Raw genomic sequence first — 20552 nt, forward strand, 5'->3', positions numbered from 1 at the left:
AGATAGAAACTTTTGGTTATCTATCTCTATTTATATATACGTCTTATTTTATTTTCTAATTTCTTAGGCATCTCAAAATCTTTTTCACTTATTTTCTGTAAAGTATAATATGGTTTATTTTTATAATTTTTACGTTCTCTCTCCTCTTGGCAAATCTCCTCCTCTATATCATTTTCAAACTCAATATAATCACCAATAAATCTATTTATAATTCCTCTTATCTTTTTATTTTTCATATTTGAACTATCTAACTCTGTTTCATTTCTCCATCTGTGATTATCTTTATCATAAACAGCTACGTATGGTATTTTATAACCATTTAAAACTTTTATGAATTGTGGAATAATACTTTTACTTCCACACTCAATAATAGAGTAACTATAATTATATACACCAAGTTTTTTAGCTAAATATGAAAGTGCAATTTTATCAGTTTGTCCCTCTACTAAAATAACTTTTTTAGCAAAAAACATCTCACCTCTATCTGGATTTATCCAATAGTTCATATTGAAATTTTTAATTTCATCTCCATTTAAAAGTTTCCCTGTATATTGAAAAACTTTTACTTCACCTCTTATCTTTTTTATAAGACAAATTGACTTATATTGTTTCAATCCGACAAAGTAGCTAGAGTGTGTTTCTAGTATAATTTGAACTCCTATTTTAGAAAGTTTTACCAGCAGTGAATACATCTCTCTACTCTCTTGTGGATTTAAATGTAACTCTGGCTCTTCAAATATTAAAAATAGATCCGAAAGCTTTGATTTTATTTTTATTTCATACTCATCAAGACTATATAAAATATTTTTTAAAAAACTGAATAAAATTTTTCTTTGTAGACTTTGGGATAGATTATTCTCTTTCAAATATTCTATTTTACTATTTAAATCTTTTATTATTTGGCTATCCATGGTATCTAAAAATATCTCTCTTATTCTCAGTAGTCCTTCGTATACACCATTATCTTTAGAGTTAATTACCGCACCTCTAATTGATATGTACTCTTTTCTTATTATATCTAAGTCAACTTTCGTTTCTATTCCATGATCTACTATATAATACTCTAATTCTCCACCATCTATTTTCAATAGCTTTAAAGTTAGAAAACCTTTATTACTTTTATAACACTTAATTCTTATCTCGATTGGTTTTGTCTTATCTTTAAAATCAGCCTTTTTTATCTCATATTGACCAAAAAATGCTGCTAAAGCTTTTAAAATACTAGTTTTCCCTCTATTAGATTCTCCAATCAATATAAGTAATTTTTCTATCTCAATATTCACATATTCTATACTCTGCCAATTGGCTATCATAATCTTCTTCATATCCATTTCTAGAATCGTCCTCCTCATCTAAAATATTAGAATACTCCTTTAAGCCTCTCAATTGGAATAATTTTTTTAGTATTCTTTTTGCTTCTTTTCTATTCATCGGATAACCATTTTTTTCTAGAATTTCAAATCCATTGTATGCTTTTTCTGAAACCTCTTTCAAATAACTCTTTTCTACAACCTCTTTAACCTCTTTAGAATATAATAGCTTTGATTCATATAAATTTACTTTTCCAGCCAATCTATCCTCTTCAATATCAAAGAAGTCATCTAAAGCTTGTAAAGACATTCCAATTTCATATATTGCCTTTGCACACTCTTCTAGTTTTTCATTTTTTTCAACCTCTAAAGGCACTTCTAAACTTATTTTTAAAAGTTCTCCTCCAATACCATTATGAATCTTAGAAAGAATATAACTCTCGTCTGGATACACTTTATACTGCTCTCTATCTCTTAAACTTTGGCTCTCTGCAATTGAATATATTTTATTAAAAACTTTTTGAGATAAATAGCTTTTAAAATCTATTTCTAAGCATGTCTTAGTCAAAAAGTTTTGACAAAATAACATCACTAAACTATTCGAGACCACATTATTTTTTAATCGACTTATAAAAATTATACCTTTACTTTCATCATCAATTATATTATCTGTTGATGTTACTATCTGTCTTAAATATAAAATAATTTTTCCATATTTCACTATATTTTTTTTAGATATTTTACTATCAATCATAATAGAAAGCATTAACAGTGTAAAAAAATTCTTTTTAAACGAATCCATAAAATTTAAACTTTGAAATTCTACTTCGATTTCTTCTTGAAACCCTAAACTTTTTAAATCTTTTTCAATCTCTTTTTGAATCTCTTTTAAAATATTAAACGAATCTAAAAATAGTTTTCCCATTAAAATATGTGTTTTCATAGTCCTCCTCTGATGTTCAGTATTTAACTCTAAATAAACTACTGCTAATTTTAATTTTTCTTTTTTTTTCTAAAAAAAAAGTGGAGTTTGTAACTCCACTAAATTTCAATTATATATTGTATAATTTTTTCATTCTCTCTATTCTTGCTAAAGTTCTATCTCTACCAATAATAGAAACTAAATTATATAAATCTGCTCCCTTTGGTAGTCCAGTTAACACTGCTCTTAAAGGCATGTAAACTTTTCCTGGTCCCTCTCCAATTGTATCTAGAGTTTCTTTTAATAAATCTTTTGCTCTATCTATTGAAATCTCTTCTGATTCTGCAGCAATTTTTTCTTCAAATAAATTGATTGATTTTTTTCCAGCTTCATCTTGAATAACTGTATAAAGTCTTTCGATTCCTTTAACTTCTTTCTTATCAGTTTCTTCTGTTACAACTGGTAAAGTGTATTCATCTTTGAAGTATACTTCAGATTGAGCAACAATCTCTTTTATTGTTTGAGCTCCTTCTCTTAAGATATCAACAATTCTTGAAAGTGTTTCAAAGTCTTTCGCTGTTAATTCTTCTCCGATTAGTCCAGCATTTCTAAAGAATGGTACAGCTAACTCAGTTAACTCTTTTAAATCCTTCATTCTCATATGTTGGTTGTTTACCCATCCTAATTTAACTAAGTCAAATACAGGACCTCCTAAAGATACCTTATCGATATCAAAGTTCTCATTGAACTCTTGTAATGTGAATATCTCTTTGTTTTCTCCAAATGAGTATCCCATTAATCCTAAGAAGTTTACGATACCCTCTTTTAAGTATCCCTCTTCTTTATACCAGTTTAATGAAACTGGATTCTTTCTCTTAGATATTTTTGTTCTATCTGAGTTTCTAAGTAAAGGCATATGTATGAATTCAGGCTCTTGCCATCCAAACGCCTTATATAATTGAATATGCTTAGGTGTAGATGCAATCCACTCCTCTGCTCTTATTACATGAGTTATATTCATTAAGTAATCATCAACAACGTTTGCTAAGTGATAAGTTGGGAATCCATCTCCTTTTAATAAAACTTGGTCATCGATTTTGTTATTTTCAAAAACGATATCTCCTCTTAATCTATCTTTTATGATAGTTTCTCCTTCATAAGGCATCTTAAGTCTGATTACAAACTCCTCTTTAGCTGCTAATTTAGCTTCTACTTCCTCTTTTGAAAGAGATCTACAGTGTCCATCATATCCAGGAGCTTTTCCCATAGCTTTTTGTCTTTCTCTTAATTTCTCTAATCTTTCTTGAGTACAGAAGCAGTGGTAAGCTTCTCCTTTTTCAACTAATTTATGAGCATACTCTCCATATAAATGGAATCTCTCAGATTGTCTGTATGGTCCAGTTGGCCCACCAACATCAGGACCCTCTGCGTAGTCTAATCCTAACCACTTAAGAGCATCAAATATCATTTGCTCTGATCCTTCTGTATATCTGTTTTGGTCAGTATCCTCTATTCTTAGTATAAAGTCTCCACCGTTTTTATAAGCAAAAGCTAAGTTGAATAACGCAATGTAAGCTGTTCCTACATGTGGATCTCCTGTTGGAGAAGGTGCGATTCTCGTTCTTACTCTTCTTTCCATCATAATCTCTCCCTTTTTTGTAATTTGTACCCTATATTATAATCCATATATTTAATAATTTCAAGATAGCATACTAGTTTTTATTTTTTGACCATCTTAAGTACCCATTTATGAAGTCATCTATGTCTCCATCCATAACAGCTCTAATATTACCTGACTCCACAGCTGTCCTATGGTCTTTAACCATTGTATAAGGTTGGAATACATATGATCTTATTTGATTTCCCCAACCAATATCACTTTGCTCTCCCTGAATTTTTTTCAACTCTTCCTCTTTCTTTTTCATCTCAATCTCTAAAAGTTTAGACTTTAAAAGTTTCATAGCTGTTTCTCTATTGCTTAATTGTGATCTCTCTCTTTGACAAGTTACAACAACCCCAGTAGGAATATGAGTAATTCTTACAGCTGAATCCGTCATATTTACGTGTTGTCCACCAGCTCCTGAAGCTCTGTATGTATCAACTCTTAAATCTCCTGAATCTATTGTTATCTCAACCGTTTCATCAACTTCAGGCATTATATCTACAGAAGCGAAAGATGTGTGTCTTTTCTTATTCGCATCAAAAGGTGATATTCTAACAAGTCTATGAACTCCTTTTTCACCTTTTAAGTATCCATAAGCTCTCGTTCCTTCAACTAAAAGAGTTATTGACTTTATTCCTACTGAATCTCCTGCCATATAATCCATCTCAGTAACTTTATAACCTCTGTTATTGAACCATCTCATATACATTCTATACAGCATATCTGCCCAGTCACAAGCTTCTGTTCCTCCTGCCCCTGAATGAATTGTTACAATAGCGTTATTTCCATCATACTCTCCATCTAATAGCATCTTTGTATCAAAGTTTTCTATTGTTTGCATAAGTTTAGAGTGTTTCTCTTCTAACTCATCTACAAAATCTTCCTCTCCTGAATCTACGAAATCTATTAAAATCTCCTCATCAAAAAACATATTTTCTATAGTTTCAAACTCTTTAACTATATCTTTTTCCTCATTCATCTCTTTTATAATTTTTCCACTAGTCAATTTATCATTCCAAAATCCATCTTCTAAAGTTTTTTTCTCTAAAGATGAGATTTTCTCTTTTCTAGTATCTAAGTCAAAGAGACCCCCTTATAGCATCAATCTGATTTTTAAACTGATTGTATTCTCTTTTTAATTCTAAAATATCCATTAAAATTCCTCCTAAAACTTACTTCAAGTTTAATAATATTTTTTCTAACTCATCTAGACTTTTGTATGAGTAGTACTCTTCATTTACTTTCAAAGCACTTCCTTTTGAACATCTTCCTAAACAGTGTCTTTCATCTATTACAAAATTAATCTTACTTTTAATCTCTAATATTTTCTCTTTTAATCCTGGTTGATTACAATTTCTTCCTGTACATATCTGTACATAAAATTTTGTTCTAGCTTTTTGTAGTTTTGGATAAAACCTTATCGTACTATCTAAAGAAAATGAAAATACATCTATTTTCTTAGCAACATAATCAATCACTTCATCAGGTATATATCCTAGTTCATCAACAACAAAAGAAAGTATTTTATAATCATCTTTTTTATTATCTAAACTTTCTATAAAGTTATCTAACTCTTTATAAAAATCTTTCATTACTCCTCCCTCTCCATTATTATTGCAACTGCAATTGCATAATCTTTACAATGTGAAATTGATATCTCCACATCTACATTTTTTTCTTTCAAATTTCCAGAAAGTTTTACTTCAGGTTTTCCTAGTGAGTTATTCAATATCTCAATATCTACAAGATTAAAACCTCTAACTCCTGTTCCCAAAGCTTTTGCAACAGCCTCTTTAGCTGAAAATCTTCCAGCATAGCTTTCACTTTTTCCACCTTTTGCTTCAATCTGTTCTATCTCTTTCTCTGTAAAAACACGTTCTTTAAAACCTTTTTTACTTATTGCACTTTCTATTCTAGATATTTCTACGATATCGTTTCCTATTCCTACAAACTTCATATCCACCTATCCTATTTTATAAAGTTTTTTAGCATTTTCTGTTGTTGCTTTTGTAACCTCTTCTACTGAAATCTCTTTTATTTCAGCAATTTTTTGAGCTACATGCTCTACATAGATAGGTTCATTTCTTTTTCCTCTAAACGGCTCTGGAGTTAAATATGGACAATCCGTTTCTATAACTATTCTATCTAGCGGTATCTCTTTTACAACTTCAACAGTCTTTTTTGCATTTTTAAAAGTTAAAGTCCCACCTATTCCAAGATAGAATCTATCTACTAAAACTTTTGCAGTTTCTAAAGAACCAGGATAACAATGAATAACTCCACCTATCTCGGGGTATTCTTTCAGTATATTAACTGTATCCTCCATGGCATCTCTAGTATGAATAACAACCGGCTTATTAACTCTTTTTGCTAACTCTAATTGTTTTCTGAATCTATCCTGCTGAACTTCTTTTGGTTCTGTCATCCAGTGATAATCCAATCCAATCTCTCCTATAGCAACAACCTTAGAATCTTTTGCAATTGTCTCTAACTCTTTTTCTAGTTCATCACTATACTCTGCTATGTCAATTGGATGTACACCTACAACTGCATATATAAAATCATACTTTTTTGCTAATTCTAAACTTCTTTTTGAACTTTTTAAATCATATCCTATATTTACACAAAATTCTAACTTATCTTTTATTCTCTCTATAACTTCTAATCTATCTAAATCGAATTTTTCATTATCTAAATGGCAATGTGTATCAACTAATTTCATTTTTTCACCTCGTATATTTTAACTAAAACTCTTTCTATATTTTATCATAAATACGACATATTTTCCATATTCTCCTAATTTCATTTTTTATTTATGTTTTTTTACGAGAAAAGTAAAGATTTTGTTGTTCTATTTTCAAAAAAATGATAAAATAATAAATAGACTTATTTAAGAAAAAGGAGAGTATTTTACATGGAACCAACTTTAATTTTTGGACATAAAAATCCAGATACAGATTCAATTTGTTCAGCTATATCATTAGCTAGATTAAAAGAATTAAAAGGAGAATCTGCTCAAGCTTGTAGATTAGGAAACATCAGTAAGGAAACAGAATTTGTTTTAAAAAGTTTTAATATAGATGCACCAAAATTACTTTCAACAGTAAGTGCTCAAATTTCAGACCTTACTCGTGTTGAAAAGAAAACAATCAATCACAAAGATTCTTTAAAAAGAGCTTTAGAAATAATGACTGAAGAAAACTTCTCAAGTTTACCTGTTGTAAATAGTAAAAATCACTTAAAAGGAATGATTCATGTTTCTGATATAGCTAATGCTTACTTAAACATCGATTACTCAGATCTTTTTGCTGCTTACCACACTACTTACGAAAACTTACAAGAGGTTTTAGAAGGAGAAGTTATCAGTGGAAAATATCCTTCAGGGAAAATTGAAGCTAATTTAAAAGGAGTTAGTGAATATAGAAATATCGCTGCTGGTGATATTGTTATTACTACAACTCTTTTAGATTCAGTTGACGATTTAATCGATTTAGGAGTTAAAATGATCATTCTTTGTTGCGATAAAGATGACGTTATTCTTCCAAGAGATTCAAAAACTCCTATTTTAAGAGTAAATAAATCTCTATTTAAAGCGATTCCTTTAATATCTCAATCAGTATCAATTTTATCAATCTTAAGCAACGAAAAGTTCTACTCTTTCTCTGTTGATGATTATTTAGCTGATATCAAAGATATTATGAAAGAATCATCACAAACTAACTTCCCTGTTATTGATAAAAATGGAGAAGTTTACGGGACAATAAGAACTAAAAACTTAATCAATTTCACTAGAAAAAATGTTGTTTTAGTTGACCACAATGAAGATACACAATCTGTTGCTGGTTTAAGAGATGCTAAAATAGTTCAAGTTGTTGATCATCATAAATTTGGTAACTTCGAAACTAACGAACCTGTAAAAATAAATGCAGAAACTGTTGGATGTACTTGTACTATAATTTTTGATTTATATAAAGAAGCTGGGATAGTTCCTCCAAAAGAGATTGCTGGTTTAATGATGAGTGCTATATTATCAGATACATTATTATTCAAATCACCAACTTGTACAGAAAAAGATATAGCTGCTGTTAAAGAGCTTGCTGTAATTTCTGAAATGGAAAACTTTGAATCTTATGGAATGGAAATGCTAATAGCTGGAACTTCTCTTTCTGATAAAACTCCAGAAGAGATTCTAACTATGGACCAAAAAGAGTTCACTATGAATGGTGTAAAATTAGCTATTTCTCAAGTTAATACTGTTGATGTTAAGGGAGTTCTTGACCAACAAGAAGCTTTAGAGAAAGCTATGTCTCATACTAATTCTAAGCACCACTACCAACTTTCTGTATTAGTTATAACTGATATCGTTCAAGCAGGATCTATGCTATTAGTTGTTGGAGACCCTACTATCGTTGAAAGAGGATTCCATACTACTTTAAGCAACAATACTGCATGGGTTGATGGTGTTGTTTCTAGAAAGAAACAAGTGGTTCCTTTCTTAATGGCTGCTTCTCAAGGAGTGTGATTTTAAATGTTTCTACCTACTACACTGGAAGAGGTTAAAAAGTTAAGTTGGGATTCTTTAGATATTATTTTAATATCTGGAGATACTTATCTAGATACCTCGTATAACGGTACTGCTATTATTGGTAAGTGGTTAGTTAAAAATGGTTTTAAGGTAGGAGTTATTGCACAACCAGATATCAATTCTGATAAAGATATAACTAGGTTAGGAACGCCCAATCTATATTGGGCAGTTTCTGCTGGTTGTGTTGACTCTATGGTTGCTAACTATACTGCTACTAAAAAAAGAAGAAAAAGTGACGACTTTACTCCTGGAGGAGAAAATAATAGAAGACCGGATAGGGCAACTATTCAATATACAAATCTGATACGTCGTTTCTTTAAAAATAGCTCTGTTCCAATTGTACTAGGTGGAATAGAAGCTAGTCTTAGAAGAATTGTACACTTCGATTATTGGAGTAACTCACTGAGACGTCCTATTATTTTTGATGCTAAAGCTGACATCCTTTCTTATGGAATGGGTGAAAAGTCTATGCTAGCTCTAGCTAAGGCTATTCAAAATAATGAGGATTGGAAAAATATAAGAGGACTTGGATATATATCTAAAGAGCCTAAAGAGGGATACTTAGCTCTTCCAACTTTTGAAGAGTGTCTAGAAAAGAAAGAAAACTTTGTAAAAGCTTTTGAACTTTTCTATCACAACTGTGACCCAATCACAGCAAAAGGAATCTATCAGAAAAATGCTGATAGATATTACATCCAAAATCCTCCTTGTGAAAACTTCACATCTGAAGAGATGGATGCTATCTATGGTTTAGAGTTTGAGAGAGATGTTCATCCATATTACAAAAAAGATGGACATGTAAAAGCCTTAGATACAATTAGAAACTCTGTTACTACCCATAGAGGATGCTATGGAGAGTGTAACTTCTGTGCTATTGCTGTTCATCAAGGAAGAACAGTTATATCTAGAAGTGAAGACTCTATAGTTAAAGAGGTTAAGGAGTTAGCTAGTAAAAAAGGATTTAAAGGTCATATATCTGATGTTGGAGGACCAACAGCTAATATGTACGCTTTAGAATGTAACAAAAAATTAAAGCATGGTGCTTGTGCTCATAAAAGATGTCTTTATCCACAAACTTGTCCAGCTTTAAAATTAGATCATTCAAAACAGATAGATCTTTTAAGAAAATTAAAATCTATCGATAAAATAAAAAAAATATTTATTGCATCTGGAATTAGATATGATATGATTTTAGATGATAATAGATGTGGTGATAAATATCTAGAGGAAATTATAAAAGACCATATTTCAGGACAAATGAAAATCGCTCCTGAACATACAGAGGATAAAATTCTTTCTCTAATGGGTAAACAAGGAAAAAGCATATTAAAAGAGTTTAAAGATCGTTTCTACGAGCTAAATAAAAAGCATGATAAAAAACAATTCTTAACTTACTATTTAATAGCTGCTCATCCAGGGTGTAACGAAAAAGATATGTTAGATTTAAAAAGATTCGCATCCTCTGAACTTAAAATAAGTCCAGAGCAGGTACAAATTTTTACTCCTACTCCATCAACTTATTCTACACTTATGTATTATACCGAGATGAATCCATTTAATGATAAAAAAATATTTGTCGAAAAGGATAATGGTAAAAAACAAAAACAAAAAGATATTATCACTCAAACAAATAAAACTAGGAGGTATTAAAATTGAAACCAATTGTTGCAATCGTGGGAAGACCAAATGTTGGAAAATCAACATTATTTAATAAATTGGTTGGGGATAGAGTTGCTATCGTTGATGACCAACCAGGAGTTACAAGAGACAGATTATATAGAGAGACTGAGTGGGCTGGACAAGAGTTCGTTCTAGTTGATACTGGAGGACTTGAGCCTAGAAACAATGACTTTATGATGACTAAAATTAAACAACAAGCTGAAGTTGCTATGAACGAAGCTGACGTTATTTTATTCGTTGTTGACGGAAAAAATGGATTAAATCCTTTAGATGAAGAGATTTCTTACCTATTAAGAAAAAAGAAAAAACCAGTTATTTTATGTGTTAATAAAATAGATAACTTCCAAGCACAACAAGATGATGTTTATGATTTCTGGGGACTTGGATTTGAACATCTTATACCTATTTCAGGAGAACATAAAGTTAACTTAGGAGATATGCTTGATTTAGTTGTTAACATAATTGATGAGCATGTTGAGGAGTATGAAGAGGAAGATGGATTAAAGCTAGCTATAATTGGAAGACCAAATGCTGGTAAATCATCTCTTGTTAATAGACTTTGTGGAGAGGAAAGAACAATTGTTAGTGATATCGCTGGTACTACTAGAGATGCTATAGATACTGCTATTGAATTTGATGGAAATAGATACGTTCTTATAGATACTGCAGGTATCAGAAGAAAATCAAAAGTTGAAGAAAGCTTAGAGTACTACTCTGTTTTAAGAGCAATCAAAACAATAAAAAGAGCAGATGTTTGTATCTGGATGCTTGATGGAAGTGAAGGATTAACTGAGCAAGATAAGAGAATCGCTGGAATTGCTTACGAAGAGAAAAAGCCAATTATCATTGTTATGAATAAGTGGGATACTATCGAAAACAAAAAAGGTGACACTATGAAAAAGATGAGAGAGGAACTTCTTGCAGAGTTACCATTCCTATCTTATGCACCTGTAGAGTTCATTTCAGCTTTAACTGGACAAAGAACTACTAAAATATTAGAGCACTCTGAAGCTGTATTTGCTGAATACAACAAGAGAATCTCTACTGGATTATTAAATACTGTTATCAGTGACGCTATTATAATGAATAATCCACCTACAAGAAAAGGAAGAGTTGTTAAGATTAACTATGCTACTCAAATCTCTACTGCACCACCTAGATTTATCCTATTCTGTAACTACCCAGAGCTTGTTCACTTCTCTTATGGTAGATATATTGAAAACAAACTGAGAGAATCTTTCGGATTTGAAGGAACTCCAATAGACGTTATCTTTGAAAAGAAAAACGGATAAGGTATAACACTATGAAGAAGGTTCTTATTGTTGAAGATGAAAAATCACTAGCTACTATTATCTCTGACGCTTTAGAAGCTGAAGGATTTTGTACTGTTATTGTAAATAGAGGTGATTTGGCGATTGATTCTTTTTATGAAGAGAAGCCTGATTTGATTTTACTAGATATAAATCTTCCTGGTCTAAACGGCTGGGAGATTTGTAAACAAATTAAATCAGTATCACAAATACCTATTATTATGGTTACTGCTAGAGATAGTGAGTTTGATGAGATAAAGGGACTTGAGTTAGGGGCTGATGATTATATCACCAAGCCCTTCACTCCTAAACTCCTGACTATTAAATTAAAAAAAATCTTTAAATTAAATAATGATACATTTTTTAAAATCGGAGATATAACATTTGATTACAATACATTTGTACTCACAACACCCAAAGAAACAAATACTCTTCCAAGGAGAGAAGCTCAACTACTTGAGTTTTTCTTCAGAAACCAAAATATTATCTTTTCTCGTGAAACACTTTTAAATGAAGTTTGGGGATTTGAATTTTTTGGTGATGAAAGAGCTGTAGATACTATAATTAAAAGGTTAAGAAAAAAACTTGGAGACTATGATTTCTATATTAAAAGTGTAAGGGGTGTCGGTTATGTCTTTAAAACAGATTAATTTTCCAATAAAACTAAACTTCTTTAAGAAACTATTCCTATTAACTATAGGGGTAGTTTTTTTAACAATTATAACTAGTTTTATCTTTAACTCTCTTTTTCTAGATAAATTCTACATCTATCGAAAAAAACAAAATATTGTTGAAATTAGAAATAGTTTAGTTAATGTTATTAATGATAAAAATAAATTAGAAAATTACATATATTTTGCTGAAGATAGTTTCGGAGTGAAAATTGATTTAAATTTTATTCCTCAGAATAATCGTTCACATATGAGTGGGAATAAAAAAATATTTAACTCATTGAAAATAAACGAGTCCACTTTCAAAATTAGAGAGGTTGATGGTACCTCTGGAGTAATGTTTATTAGATATTATGAACGACTACAAAATGGATATCTTTTAAGTATTCGAAGTTCAATGGCTGTTATGGCTGAGCATATACAGGATATTTTTCTTTTTAATATTTTTACAGCTTTCTTTTCTCTTATTATGAGCAGTATTTTTGTTTCTATTTTTTCTAAAAAAATTAATCGAAATATCATGTACTTAAAAAATAGTGCTGAAAAAATAGCTAAATTAGAATATCCTAAAAACATCTCTTTAAATAGTGGAGATGAATTAGAAGAGCTAAGTCATAGTCTAAACGAGATGTCAAAAGAGTTATCTGTATCTATTGAGAACTTAAAACTTTTTGTTTCGAATGCTTCTCACGAACTTAAAACACCTATTTCAGTTCTCTGTCTATATTCTCAAGCTCTAGCTCGAGGAAATGTTTCTGAAGATAAAAAGAAAGAGTATTACAAAACTATGCTCGATAAGTCTTTAGAAATGAGGTCTTTAACTGAAAGTCTATTAACTTTATCTAAAATAAATTCTCCTGATTATAAATTAAATAAAGAAGAAGTAAATTTAAAAACTTTAATCGAAAACTCTTTAGAACAATTTGATTATTTGGAGTTTCAAAAAAATATCGATATAGATTTAAAGATTTTTGATTTATTTATTTCAGGAGATCTGAATCTTTTAAAAATAGCAATAAATAATTTAGTTCAAAATATGTTAAAATATTCTCCTGAAGATAGTACTATTTTTATAACTTTTGAAAACAATACTATAACTTTTAAAAATCCTATTTATTTTAATAAAGTAATTAATATTAATGAAATTTTTGAACCCTTTCAAAGGGGGGAGAATGCTTTAAATGAAAATATTGACGGAAGTGGTTTGGGGCTTTCTTTAGTTAAAAAAATTCTTCAACTACATAAATTTCAATTTGACTTAGCTATTGAAAGTAGCAGCTTTATCTTTAATATTGATATAAAAAAAACCGATTAGAAATTCTAATCGGTTTTAATTTTAGTTATAACATTCTTTCTGCTAATTTAACTTTAGTTAACGCTTGAGTCAGTGTCTTTTGCACATTAGCAATATCCATATCCTCAGCAGACTTCTCTAATTTTTCCTTAGCAATTTGAGCTTCTTTTCTAGCAGCTTCTAAATCTATATCCTTAACGTCCATAGCTTCATCTGCTAAAATAGTTACTACGTTGTTAGAGATTTCTACAAATCCACCTGATACATAGTAAAACTTTTCTTGCCCGTTGTTTCTAACTTTCATCTCTCCAGTTGCTAATCCTGCAACAAAAGGTGAGTGATTAGGTAATATACCCATATCTCCTTCTGTAGTTCTTAACATAACAAAGTTTACCTCTTCAGATAAAACTTTATGTAATGGAGTTACTAGCTCTAGCTTAAATGAGTTTGCCATAATTACTCAGCTCCCTTCATAAGGTCTCTTCCCTTAGCTATTGCCTCCTCGATTGTTCCAACATAAAGGAATGCTTGTTCTGGAAGAGCATCGTGCTTACCTTCGATTATCTCTTTGAAAGCTCTTATTGTCTCTTTTACTGGAACATATTTCCCTTCCATTCCTGTAAATTGCTCAGCAACTGCGAATGGTTGTGAGAAGAATCTCTCGATTTTTCTTGCTCTAGAAACTGTTTGCTTATCTTCATCAGATAATTCATCCATTCCTAATATAGCAATAATATCTTGAAGTTCTTTATATCTTTGAAGTATCTCTTGAACTTGTCTAGCAACTGCATAGTGCTCATTTCCAACGATAGCTGGATCTAAAGCTTTTGAAGTTGAATCTAGAGGGTCAACTGCAGGATATATTCCTAGAGATGCAATTCTTCTTGAAAGAACTGTTGTAGCATCTAAGTGAGCGAACGTTGTCGCTGGAGCAGGGTCAGTAAGGTCATCCGCTGGTACGTATACTGCTTGAACTGATGTTATTGATCCTGACTTAGTAGATGTAATTCTCTCTTGTAATTTACCCATTTCTGAAGCAAGTGTTGGTTGGTATCCAACCGCTGAAGGTATTCTTCCTAATAGGGCAGAAACCTCTGCTCCAGCTTGAGTAAATCTGAATATGTTATCTATGAATAGAAGAACGTCTTGCCCTTCTTTATCTCTGAAGTTTTCCGCTACTGTTAGTCCAGTAAGAGCAACTCTTAATCTTGCTCCAGGCGGCTCATTCATCTGTCCATATACTAGAGATGTTTTATCAATAACTCCTGATTCTCTCATCTCATCATATAAGTCTCTTCCTTCTCTTGTTCTTTCTCCAACACCAGCGAATACAGATAATCCTCCATGTCCTTTAGCGATGTTGTTGATAAGCTCCATTATTAGAACTGTCTTTCCTACTCCAGCTCCTCCAAATAGACCTATTTTTCCACCTTTGATGTATGGTGCAAGAAGGTCAATTACCTTAATACCAGTTTCGAATATTTCTACTTCTGTTCCTTGCTCATCAAAGTTTGGAGCTTCTCTATGTATAGGTAAATGCTCCTCTGTTGTTACTGGACCAGCTTCATCAACTGGTTCTCCTAAAACGTTTAGGATTCTTCCTAATACAGCTTTTCCTACTGGAACTGTTATAGCTGCTCCTGTATCTATTACTTCCATTCCTCTTTGTAGACCCTCAGTAGCGTCCATTGCTACTGTTCTTACAACGTTGTTTCCTAAGTGTTGTTGAACTTCAAGAACTAATTCTTTTCCATCTTCACATTGCACTTTTAAAGCGTTGTAAATCTCAGGCAATCTATCATTGAACATAACGTCTACAACAGGACCTATTATTTGGGTAAGGGTACCTTTGTTTTCCACTATTGCCTCCTAATTATTCTTAATTTAACGCTGCTGCTCCTCCAACAATCTCAGATATCTCTTGAGTTATCGAAGCTTGTCTTCTTCTATTATATTCTAAAGTTAATCCCTTTATCATATCTTCAGCGTTATCCGTTGCACTTTTCATTGCATTTTTTCTTGCAGAATGCTCACTAGCAGTATTGTCTAATAAAGCTTTATATAACTCTATATTCAGATACTTAGGTAATAGAGATGATAAGATCTCTTCTGGAGATGGCTCAAATATATAAGCCTTGTTCTCGCTTCCTTCAGCTCTTTCTATAGGAATTATTTTTCTTACTGTTAAATCACTTACTAAAGCTGATACGAATTTATTGTATATTACATAAACTTCATCAAAGATGTTGTTATAGTAGTATTCTACAATATTTTCACTAATCTCTTTCGCTTTGTCATACATAGTTTCAGGGATTAATTGGATATATTCAGCTTTTACATCGTAATTTCTTTTTGCACAGTATTCTTTAGCTTTTTTTCCAACTGCAATTACAGAGACCTGTTTTCCACTGTTTTCAGAAATTAATCTTTCTAAAGCTTTTAATGTATTACTGTTGAAGCTTCCTGCTAGTCCTCTATCTGACGACATAACAATAACTCCAACTTTTTTTACATCTTCTCTACCATCAAAAAGTGGATGTCTTTCACTTTTAACACCAGCTGCTATATTTTGTAAAATATTAGCAATACTTTCTGAATATGGTTTTGATTGAGCTACTATAGTTGAAAATTTCTTAAACTTTGTAGTAGAAACAATTTCCATGGCCTTTGTAATTTGGTGAGTAGACTGAACACTTTTTATTCTATTTTTTATTTCTCTAGTTCCAGCCATGCTCCCACCTCTCTTTAATTAAAATTCTTTTTGAATGCTACAACAGCATCAGCAATTTTAGTTTCAAGCTCTTTAGTTAAGCTCTTCTTCTCTAAAATTTCATCTAATATAGTAGTTGTATTTCTGATTTCTGTAATTAATTCTCTTTCAAATCTTCTTACATCAGCAATCGCGATCTCATCTAAGAATCCGTTGATTACTGTATAGAATGATACAACTTGCTCTTCAACTGGGTAAGGACTGTATTGTGGTTGCTTTAAAACTTCCATAATTCTGTGTCCTCTTTCTAATTGAGCTTTTGTAGCTTTATCTAAATCTGAACCGAATTGTGCGAACGTTAATAACTCAGTATATTGAGCTAATTCTAACTTAACTTTTGCAGCAACTTGCTTCATAGCTTTTATTTGAGCTGATCCTCCAACTCTTGATACAGATATACCTGCGTTTATAGCTGGTCTGAATCCTGAGTTGAATAATTGTGCATCTAGGAATATTTGTCCATCAGTTATCGAGATAACGTTTGTTGGAATATATGCTGATACGTCTCCTGCTTGAGTTTCGATGATTGGTAGTGCAGTTATTGAACCTCCACCTAATTCATCTGATAACTTAGCTGCTCTCTCAAGTAATCTTGAGTGAAGGTAGAAAACGTCTCCTGGGTAAGCTTCTCTTCCAGGTGGTCTTTTTAATAATAGAGACATCTCTCTGTATGCTACCGCATGCTTAGAAAGATCATCATAAACTATTAATACAGCTTCACCTTTATCCATGAAGTACTCTCCCATAGCTACTCCTGAGTATGGTGCTAAGTATTGTAATGGAGCTGATTCAGAAGCAGTTGCAGCAACAACTATAGTATATTCCATAGCCCCTGCATCTTCTAATCTCTTAACGATCTGTGCAACAGTTGATCTTTTTTGACCAATTGCAACGTAGATACATTTTACTCCTGTATTCTTTTGATTTAATATCGCATCAATAGCTACTGCTGTTTTACCAGTTTGTCTATCTCCGATAATAAGCTCTCTTTGTCCTCTACCGATAGGTACCATTCCGTCTATTGACTTGATTCCTGTTTGTAATGGCTCAGATACTGGCTTTCTTGAGATGATACCTGAAGCTTTTCTTTCGATCTCCATGTATTTCTCAACTTTTAATTCACCTTTTCCATCAATTGGCTCTCCAAGAGCATTAACTACTCTTCCTAATAAAGATTCTCCAGCTGGTACAGAGGCAATTCTACCTGTAGCTTTAACCTCGTCACCCTCTTTAATCTTTGTATAGTCCCCTAGTATAACCGCTCCAACGTTATCCTCTTCTAGGTTTAGAACCATTCCTGTTATTCCGTTAGGAAACTCTAAAAGCTCACCTGCTTTTGCACTGCTTAATCCGTAGATTCTTGCGATACCGTCTCCTACTTCTAATACAGAACCTGAAGTTTTGACATCAAGACTCTTTTTGTAATTCTCGATCTCAGTTTTTATTATATTGCTTACTTCTTCTGGTCTGATTTTCAACTGATTACACCTCCTAATTTTACAAGTAGTTTTTATTTTTGTGTTAGAGTTTCTAGCTGTCTACGGATACTTCCGTCGATTACCTCATCACCTATTCTGATAATTCCTCCACCAATTAGAGATTTATCTACATTAACTACTAGCTTTATCTTCTTACCTGTTTTCTTTTCAAGATTTTTAGAAAGTTTCTCTTTTTGCTCTTCAGTTAATGAAGCAGCAAATGTAGCTTCTACATCTAAAATTTGATTCTTTGCATAATCTAACTTAACATACTCTGCTACAATCTCTCTAATTTGAGATATTCTTCCTTTTTCTAAAATGAAGAAAAGGATTTCTAATCCATCATTAGAATCTGAGAAAATTTTCTTTAAAGTCTCTTTCTTTTCATTCTCTTTAATCAGAGGATGAGTTATAAAGTTTTTAAAATCGATATCAGTTTTAAATAATTCCATTACAGAGTTTAAAACTTCATATACTGATTTAACTTCATTTTTTTGCACAGCAACATCATATATTGCTTCAGCATATCTTTTACCAATTTGGTTTCCTATCATTTTACTCCCCCTACCTCATCTATGAATTTGTCAGCTAGGGCAGCTTCTAAATTAGAGTTTAAATTCTCCTTGATTATCTTCTCAGCTAATGTTACAGCTAGTTGGCTCATTTCAACCTCTAGTTCTTTCTTAGCCGCGTGTTTCATCTTTTGAATTTCAAGCTCTGCTGATTTAAGCATTTTATCTCTTTGAGCTGTTGCTTCTGATAAAATTCCTTCTTTTCTCTCATCAGCTTTTTTCTCTGCTAATTGAAGTATTTTTGTAGCTTCATCTTTAGCATCTTTTAAGATTTTTTGAGCTTCTTTATTTTTCAATACAGCTTCCTCATTGTTCTTTTGAGCTTCTGAGAACTCAGCTGCAATCTTCTCTTTTCTTGTATCCATTAATTTCATTAACGGAGCTTTAAAGTATTTATTAAATATAAACACTAAAATGAAGAAGTTAATTATTTGCCAAAACATGTTAATATCTATCGATACTGCAGGCATATTTGTTGGTGCCAAGTCTTCTACCTCCTTCCTAAAAGTATTTGATGTATTTTTTTAAAAATTACCCTAACATTCCTACGAATGGGTTAGCGTATAATAAGATAAGTGCGATTACTAGTGAGTAGATACCTGTTGACTCAGATACTGCTTGTCCTAATACCATTGTAGAGATGATATCTCCTTTTGCTTCTGGTTGTCTAGCTACTGCCTCAACTGCTTTACCAGCTGCGTATCCTTGTCCAACTCCTGGTCCTATACCTGCGATCATTCCACATCCTGCTCCTATTGCAGATGCTGCTAATACTATAGTTTTTGCTAACATTAAATCCATAATCTTTACCTCCTAGTTATTTTAAAATTTAATTTTGTTAGTGTTTATTTATCATCGGGACACTCTGCATCCCCTAATGAACCTTGAATGTATACCATACTTAGCATTAAGAATACAAAACTTTGTACTACTCCACTAAATATATCAAAATATAAATGTAACGGTGCTGGTATTACCATTGGTGCTGCTTTATAAATAAGCCCCATTATAACCATTCCCGCAAACATATTTCCAAACAAACGTATAGAAATATTTGTTGGTTTTGCTAACTCTCCAACTAAGTTAATAGGTAACATAAATGGCATCGGCTCAAGTAATCCCTTGAAATAACCTAAAATTCCATTTAGCTTTATGCTTGTTCCTAAGAATGTAGCTGTAGTTAAAAGTGCTAATCCAACTGTTGTGTTAAGATCCGCTGTAGGAGCTCTAAATGCCGGTGCTAAAGTAAAGACACCATCTTTGAACCCTCCCCAAGGAATTGGTAAGAACATAAGTAAGTTACATCCTAAAATGAATAAAAATAACGATCCTAAGAATGTAAAGTATCTAGAGGTCCATCCCCCTAACATTTGATGAATAATACCGTATACGAAATCATAGATTGATTCAGCAGCAACTTGTGCTCTACCTGGAATCATCTCTAATTTTTTCGTTCCCATTTTAAATAAAAGTGTTAACATTAATATTACAAACCATGTACTTATTACAGTTATTGTAACTGGTAATCCAAACTTTCCGTCAGCATACTCCATTGCAAATGGAATTTGATGTAAAAAGTGTGGTAATGGTATGTGAAACATTATTGCAGGTCCTTCTACCAATGGTGGGGTAATAAACTCTATTGGCCCTATTCTCATTAGTTTCGCCTCCTTTCAATATTTTATTTTAAATACTTAGATTTAAACTTTTTTATATTGTTAAATAAAGTTATTGCTAAAATATTCATCTTGATATTTAGTAATCCAATAACTCCACTAACTAACATTGGAAATCCATAAAACTTTGTAGCCAGTGCTAAAAATATCCCGTATAAAAAATATCTTTTTAAATATCCTACCACTCCAACTTTGAATGGAGAATTCGAAGCTAAGCTCGCTTTCGCGTCAAGACATATCATATAAAACCCGATTACTGATAGAACTGCTCCTGCAAACATGCCCATATAAACATATTCGTTGCTAGATAAAACTCCATAAAAAAGAATTACTAACGATGTAATAATTCCACGTTTTATTAATCTTTTTAACTCATCCATATATCACTCAATCCTATTTTTTCATTATTAATTTATAAGCGTTATAAAATGCACTAAATATTCCTATTATAACGAAAAAAATAAATAGCAGGGTACTTTTAAAGAAATACCTTTCTATCAATTTATAGATAAATATAAAAATCCCTATATTTCCTACTATTAAAAATCCTAAATAACCCAACAGTGAAAAATAATGCATAAAATCTTTATTAAAAAAAATCATGTTTTTTCACTCCCTGAG

22 protein-coding genes are annotated in these 20552 nt (G+C 31.5%); 5 read left to right on the top strand and 17 right to left on the bottom strand.

The window, feature by feature from the left end; all coding sequences use genetic code 11:
• Positions 1-26: 26 nt before the first annotated feature.
• From Q0O83_RS07445 to Q0O83_RS07475, 7 genes are all read right to left on the bottom strand, one after another.
• Positions 27-1331, bottom strand: coding sequence for an AAA family ATPase (locus Q0O83_RS07445; RefSeq protein ID WP_294095778.1), 1305 nt, complete (start codon positions 1329-1331; stop codon positions 27-29).
• Positions 1273-2253 carry a hypothetical protein gene (locus Q0O83_RS07450; protein WP_294095781.1) on the bottom strand — a complete coding sequence of 327 codons (981 nt, stop codon included), beginning with the start codon at positions 2251-2253 and terminating at the stop codon, positions 1273-1275. The genes Q0O83_RS07445 and Q0O83_RS07450 overlap by 59 nt, the downstream gene beginning before the upstream one ends.
• Before the next feature lie 109 nt (positions 2254-2362).
• On the bottom strand, positions 2363-3871 hold the full coding sequence (gene gltX, locus Q0O83_RS07455) for a glutamate--tRNA ligase (RefSeq protein ID WP_294095783.1): 1509 nt from the start codon (positions 3869-3871) through the stop codon (positions 2363-2365).
• 73 nt (positions 3872-3944) lie between these two features.
• Positions 3945-5049, bottom strand: a protein-coding gene (prfB, locus tag Q0O83_RS07460; RefSeq protein ID WP_294095784.1) for a peptide chain release factor 2 whose coding sequence is annotated in 2 segments (ribosomal slippage) — positions 3945-4976 and positions 4978-5049 — 1104 coding nt in all. Because the reading frame shifts where the segments join, the coding sequence is not laid out codon by codon here.
• A gap of 18 nt (positions 5050-5067) precedes the next feature.
• Positions 5068-5487, bottom strand: a complete 420-nt coding sequence (locus tag Q0O83_RS07465) for an NAD(P)H-dependent oxidoreductase subunit E (protein WP_294095787.1) — start codon at positions 5485-5487, stop codon at positions 5068-5070.
• Positions 5487-5852, bottom strand: coding sequence for a holo-ACP synthase (gene acpS, locus Q0O83_RS07470; RefSeq protein ID WP_294095788.1), 366 nt, complete (start codon positions 5850-5852; stop codon positions 5487-5489). Before acpS ends, Q0O83_RS07465 begins: the two co-directional genes overlap by 1 nt.
• A gap of 6 nt (positions 5853-5858) precedes the next feature.
• Complete coding sequence (locus Q0O83_RS07475; protein ID WP_294095790.1) at positions 5859-6617, bottom strand: TatD family hydrolase; 759 nt, start codon at positions 6615-6617, stop codon at positions 5859-5861.
• Positions 6618-6809: 192 nt separating this feature from the next.
• Here Q0O83_RS07475 and Q0O83_RS07480 point away from each other — a divergent pair, with 192 nt between their 5' ends.
• Genes Q0O83_RS07480 through Q0O83_RS07500 form a run of 5 tightly spaced genes read left to right on the top strand, consistent with a single transcriptional unit; the run spans position 6810 to position 13456 of the window.
• On the top strand, positions 6810-8417 hold the full coding sequence (locus tag Q0O83_RS07480) for a putative manganese-dependent inorganic diphosphatase (protein WP_294095792.1): 1608 nt from the start codon (positions 6810-6812) through the stop codon (positions 8415-8417).
• A 6-nt stretch (positions 8418-8423) separates the two neighbouring features.
• A complete protein-coding gene (locus Q0O83_RS07485; protein ID WP_294095794.1) occupies positions 8424-10130 on the top strand; it encodes a YgiQ family radical SAM protein in 1707 nt (568 codons plus the stop codon).
• 2 nt (positions 10131-10132) lie between these two features.
• Positions 10133-11452 carry a ribosome biogenesis GTPase Der gene (der, locus tag Q0O83_RS07490; protein ID WP_294095795.1) on the top strand — a complete coding sequence of 440 codons (1320 nt, stop codon included), beginning with the start codon at positions 10133-10135 and terminating at the stop codon, positions 11450-11452.
• Positions 11453-11463: 11 nt separating this feature from the next.
• A complete protein-coding gene (locus Q0O83_RS07495) occupies positions 11464-12120 on the top strand; it encodes a response regulator transcription factor (RefSeq protein WP_294095797.1) in 657 nt (218 codons plus the stop codon).
• Positions 12101-13456: a HAMP domain-containing sensor histidine kinase gene (locus Q0O83_RS07500; RefSeq protein WP_294095799.1), complete on the top strand. Its 1356-nt coding sequence runs from the start codon at positions 12101-12103 to the stop codon at positions 13454-13456. The genes Q0O83_RS07495 and Q0O83_RS07500 overlap by 20 nt, the downstream gene beginning before the upstream one ends.
• Positions 13457-13481: 25 nt before the next feature.
• On the opposite strand, the gene Q0O83_RS07505 is transcribed toward Q0O83_RS07500, so the two are convergent.
• From Q0O83_RS07505 to Q0O83_RS07550, 10 genes are read right to left on the bottom strand one after another with little or no spacing between them, the layout of a single operon-like run.
• Positions 13482-13889 carry a F0F1 ATP synthase subunit epsilon gene (locus Q0O83_RS07505; protein WP_294095802.1) on the bottom strand — a complete coding sequence of 136 codons (408 nt, stop codon included), beginning with the start codon at positions 13887-13889 and terminating at the stop codon, positions 13482-13484.
• 2 nt (positions 13890-13891) lie between these two features.
• A complete protein-coding gene (gene atpD / locus Q0O83_RS07510) occupies positions 13892-15295 on the bottom strand; it encodes a F0F1 ATP synthase subunit beta (RefSeq protein WP_294095804.1) in 1404 nt (467 codons plus the stop codon).
• Between the two features lie 19 nt (positions 15296-15314).
• Positions 15315-16166 carry an ATP synthase F1 subunit gamma gene (atpG, locus tag Q0O83_RS07515; protein WP_294095806.1) on the bottom strand — a complete coding sequence of 284 codons (852 nt, stop codon included), beginning with the start codon at positions 16164-16166 and terminating at the stop codon, positions 15315-15317.
• 14 nt (positions 16167-16180) lie between these two features.
• Positions 16181-17683 (bottom strand): F0F1 ATP synthase subunit alpha, encoded by a 1503-nt coding sequence (gene atpA, locus Q0O83_RS07520; protein ID WP_294095809.1) that lies wholly within the window; start codon positions 17681-17683, stop codon positions 16181-16183.
• A gap of 32 nt (positions 17684-17715) precedes the next feature.
• Positions 17716-18237, bottom strand: a complete 522-nt coding sequence (gene atpH, locus Q0O83_RS07525) for an ATP synthase F1 subunit delta (protein WP_294095812.1) — start codon at positions 18235-18237, stop codon at positions 17716-17718.
• Positions 18234-18740, bottom strand: a complete 507-nt coding sequence (gene atpF / locus Q0O83_RS07530) for a F0F1 ATP synthase subunit B (protein WP_294095815.1) — start codon at positions 18738-18740, stop codon at positions 18234-18236. Before atpF ends, atpH begins: the two co-directional genes overlap by 4 nt.
• Before the next feature lie 46 nt (positions 18741-18786).
• Entirely contained in the window at positions 18787-19056 is a 270-nt protein-coding gene (gene atpE / locus Q0O83_RS07535) for an ATP synthase F0 subunit C (RefSeq protein WP_185874994.1), read from the bottom strand.
• A gap of 44 nt (positions 19057-19100) precedes the next feature.
• Positions 19101-19913, bottom strand: coding sequence for a F0F1 ATP synthase subunit A (gene atpB / locus Q0O83_RS07540; protein ID WP_294095827.1), 813 nt, complete (start codon positions 19911-19913; stop codon positions 19101-19103).
• Positions 19914-19936: 23 nt separating this feature from the next.
• Entirely contained in the window at positions 19937-20311 is a 375-nt protein-coding gene (locus Q0O83_RS07545) for an ATP synthase subunit I (RefSeq protein WP_294095828.1), read from the bottom strand.
• A 13-nt stretch (positions 20312-20324) separates the two neighbouring features.
• A complete protein-coding gene (locus tag Q0O83_RS07550; RefSeq protein ID WP_366515956.1) occupies positions 20325-20534 on the bottom strand; it encodes an AtpZ/AtpI family protein in 210 nt (69 codons plus the stop codon).
• Between the last annotated feature and the right edge of the window lie 18 nt (positions 20535-20552).

The organism is uncultured Cetobacterium sp. (assembly GCF_945952365.1).
Lineage (GTDB): Bacteria > Fusobacteriota > Fusobacteriia > Fusobacteriales > Fusobacteriaceae > Cetobacterium_A.

Excerpts from the sequence above, each read along its gene's own strand:
- Q0O83_RS07445 (WP_294095778.1), bottom strand. The coding sequence starts at position 1,331 with ATGGATATGAAGAAGATTATGATAGCCAATTGGCAGAGTATAGAATAT.
- Q0O83_RS07450 (WP_294095781.1), bottom strand. The coding sequence starts at position 2,253 with ATGAAAACACATATTTTAATGGGAAAACTATTTTTAGATTCGTTTAAT.
- gltX (WP_294095783.1), bottom strand. The coding sequence starts at position 3,871 with ATGGAAAGAAGAGTAAGAACGAGAATCGCACCTTCTCCAACAGGAGAT.
- Q0O83_RS07465 (WP_294095787.1), bottom strand. The coding sequence starts at position 5,487 with ATGAAAGATTTTTATAAAGAGTTAGATAACTTTATAGAAAGTTTAGAT.
- acpS (WP_294095788.1), bottom strand. The coding sequence starts at position 5,852 with ATGAAGTTTGTAGGAATAGGAAACGATATCGTAGAAATATCTAGAATA.
- Q0O83_RS07475 (WP_294095790.1), bottom strand. The coding sequence starts at position 6,617 with ATGAAATTAGTTGATACACATTGCCATTTAGATAATGAAAAATTCGAT.
- Q0O83_RS07480 (WP_294095792.1), top strand. The coding sequence starts at position 6,810 with ATGGAACCAACTTTAATTTTTGGACATAAAAATCCAGATACAGATTCA.
- Q0O83_RS07485 (WP_294095794.1), top strand. The coding sequence starts at position 8,424 with ATGTTTCTACCTACTACACTGGAAGAGGTTAAAAAGTTAAGTTGGGAT.
- Q0O83_RS07495 (WP_294095797.1), top strand. The coding sequence starts at position 11,464 with ATGAAGAAGGTTCTTATTGTTGAAGATGAAAAATCACTAGCTACTATT.
- Q0O83_RS07500 (WP_294095799.1), top strand. The coding sequence starts at position 12,101 with ATGTCTTTAAAACAGATTAATTTTCCAATAAAACTAAACTTCTTTAAG.
- Q0O83_RS07505 (WP_294095802.1), bottom strand. The coding sequence starts at position 13,889 with ATGGCAAACTCATTTAAGCTAGAGCTAGTAACTCCATTACATAAAGTT.
- atpG (WP_294095806.1), bottom strand. The coding sequence starts at position 16,166 with ATGGCTGGAACTAGAGAAATAAAAAATAGAATAAAAAGTGTTCAGTCT.
- atpH (WP_294095812.1), bottom strand. The coding sequence starts at position 18,237 with ATGATAGGAAACCAAATTGGTAAAAGATATGCTGAAGCAATATATGAT.
- atpE (WP_185874994.1), bottom strand. The coding sequence starts at position 19,056 with ATGGATTTAATGTTAGCAAAAACTATAGTATTAGCAGCATCTGCAATA.
- atpB (WP_294095827.1), bottom strand. The coding sequence starts at position 19,913 with ATGAGAATAGGGCCAATAGAGTTTATTACCCCACCATTGGTAGAAGGA.
- Q0O83_RS07545 (WP_294095828.1), bottom strand. The coding sequence starts at position 20,311 with ATGGATGAGTTAAAAAGATTAATAAAACGTGGAATTATTACATCGTTA.
- Q0O83_RS07550 (WP_366515956.1), bottom strand. The coding sequence starts at position 20,534 with ATGATTTTTTTTAATAAAGATTTTATGCATTATTTTTCACTGTTGGGT.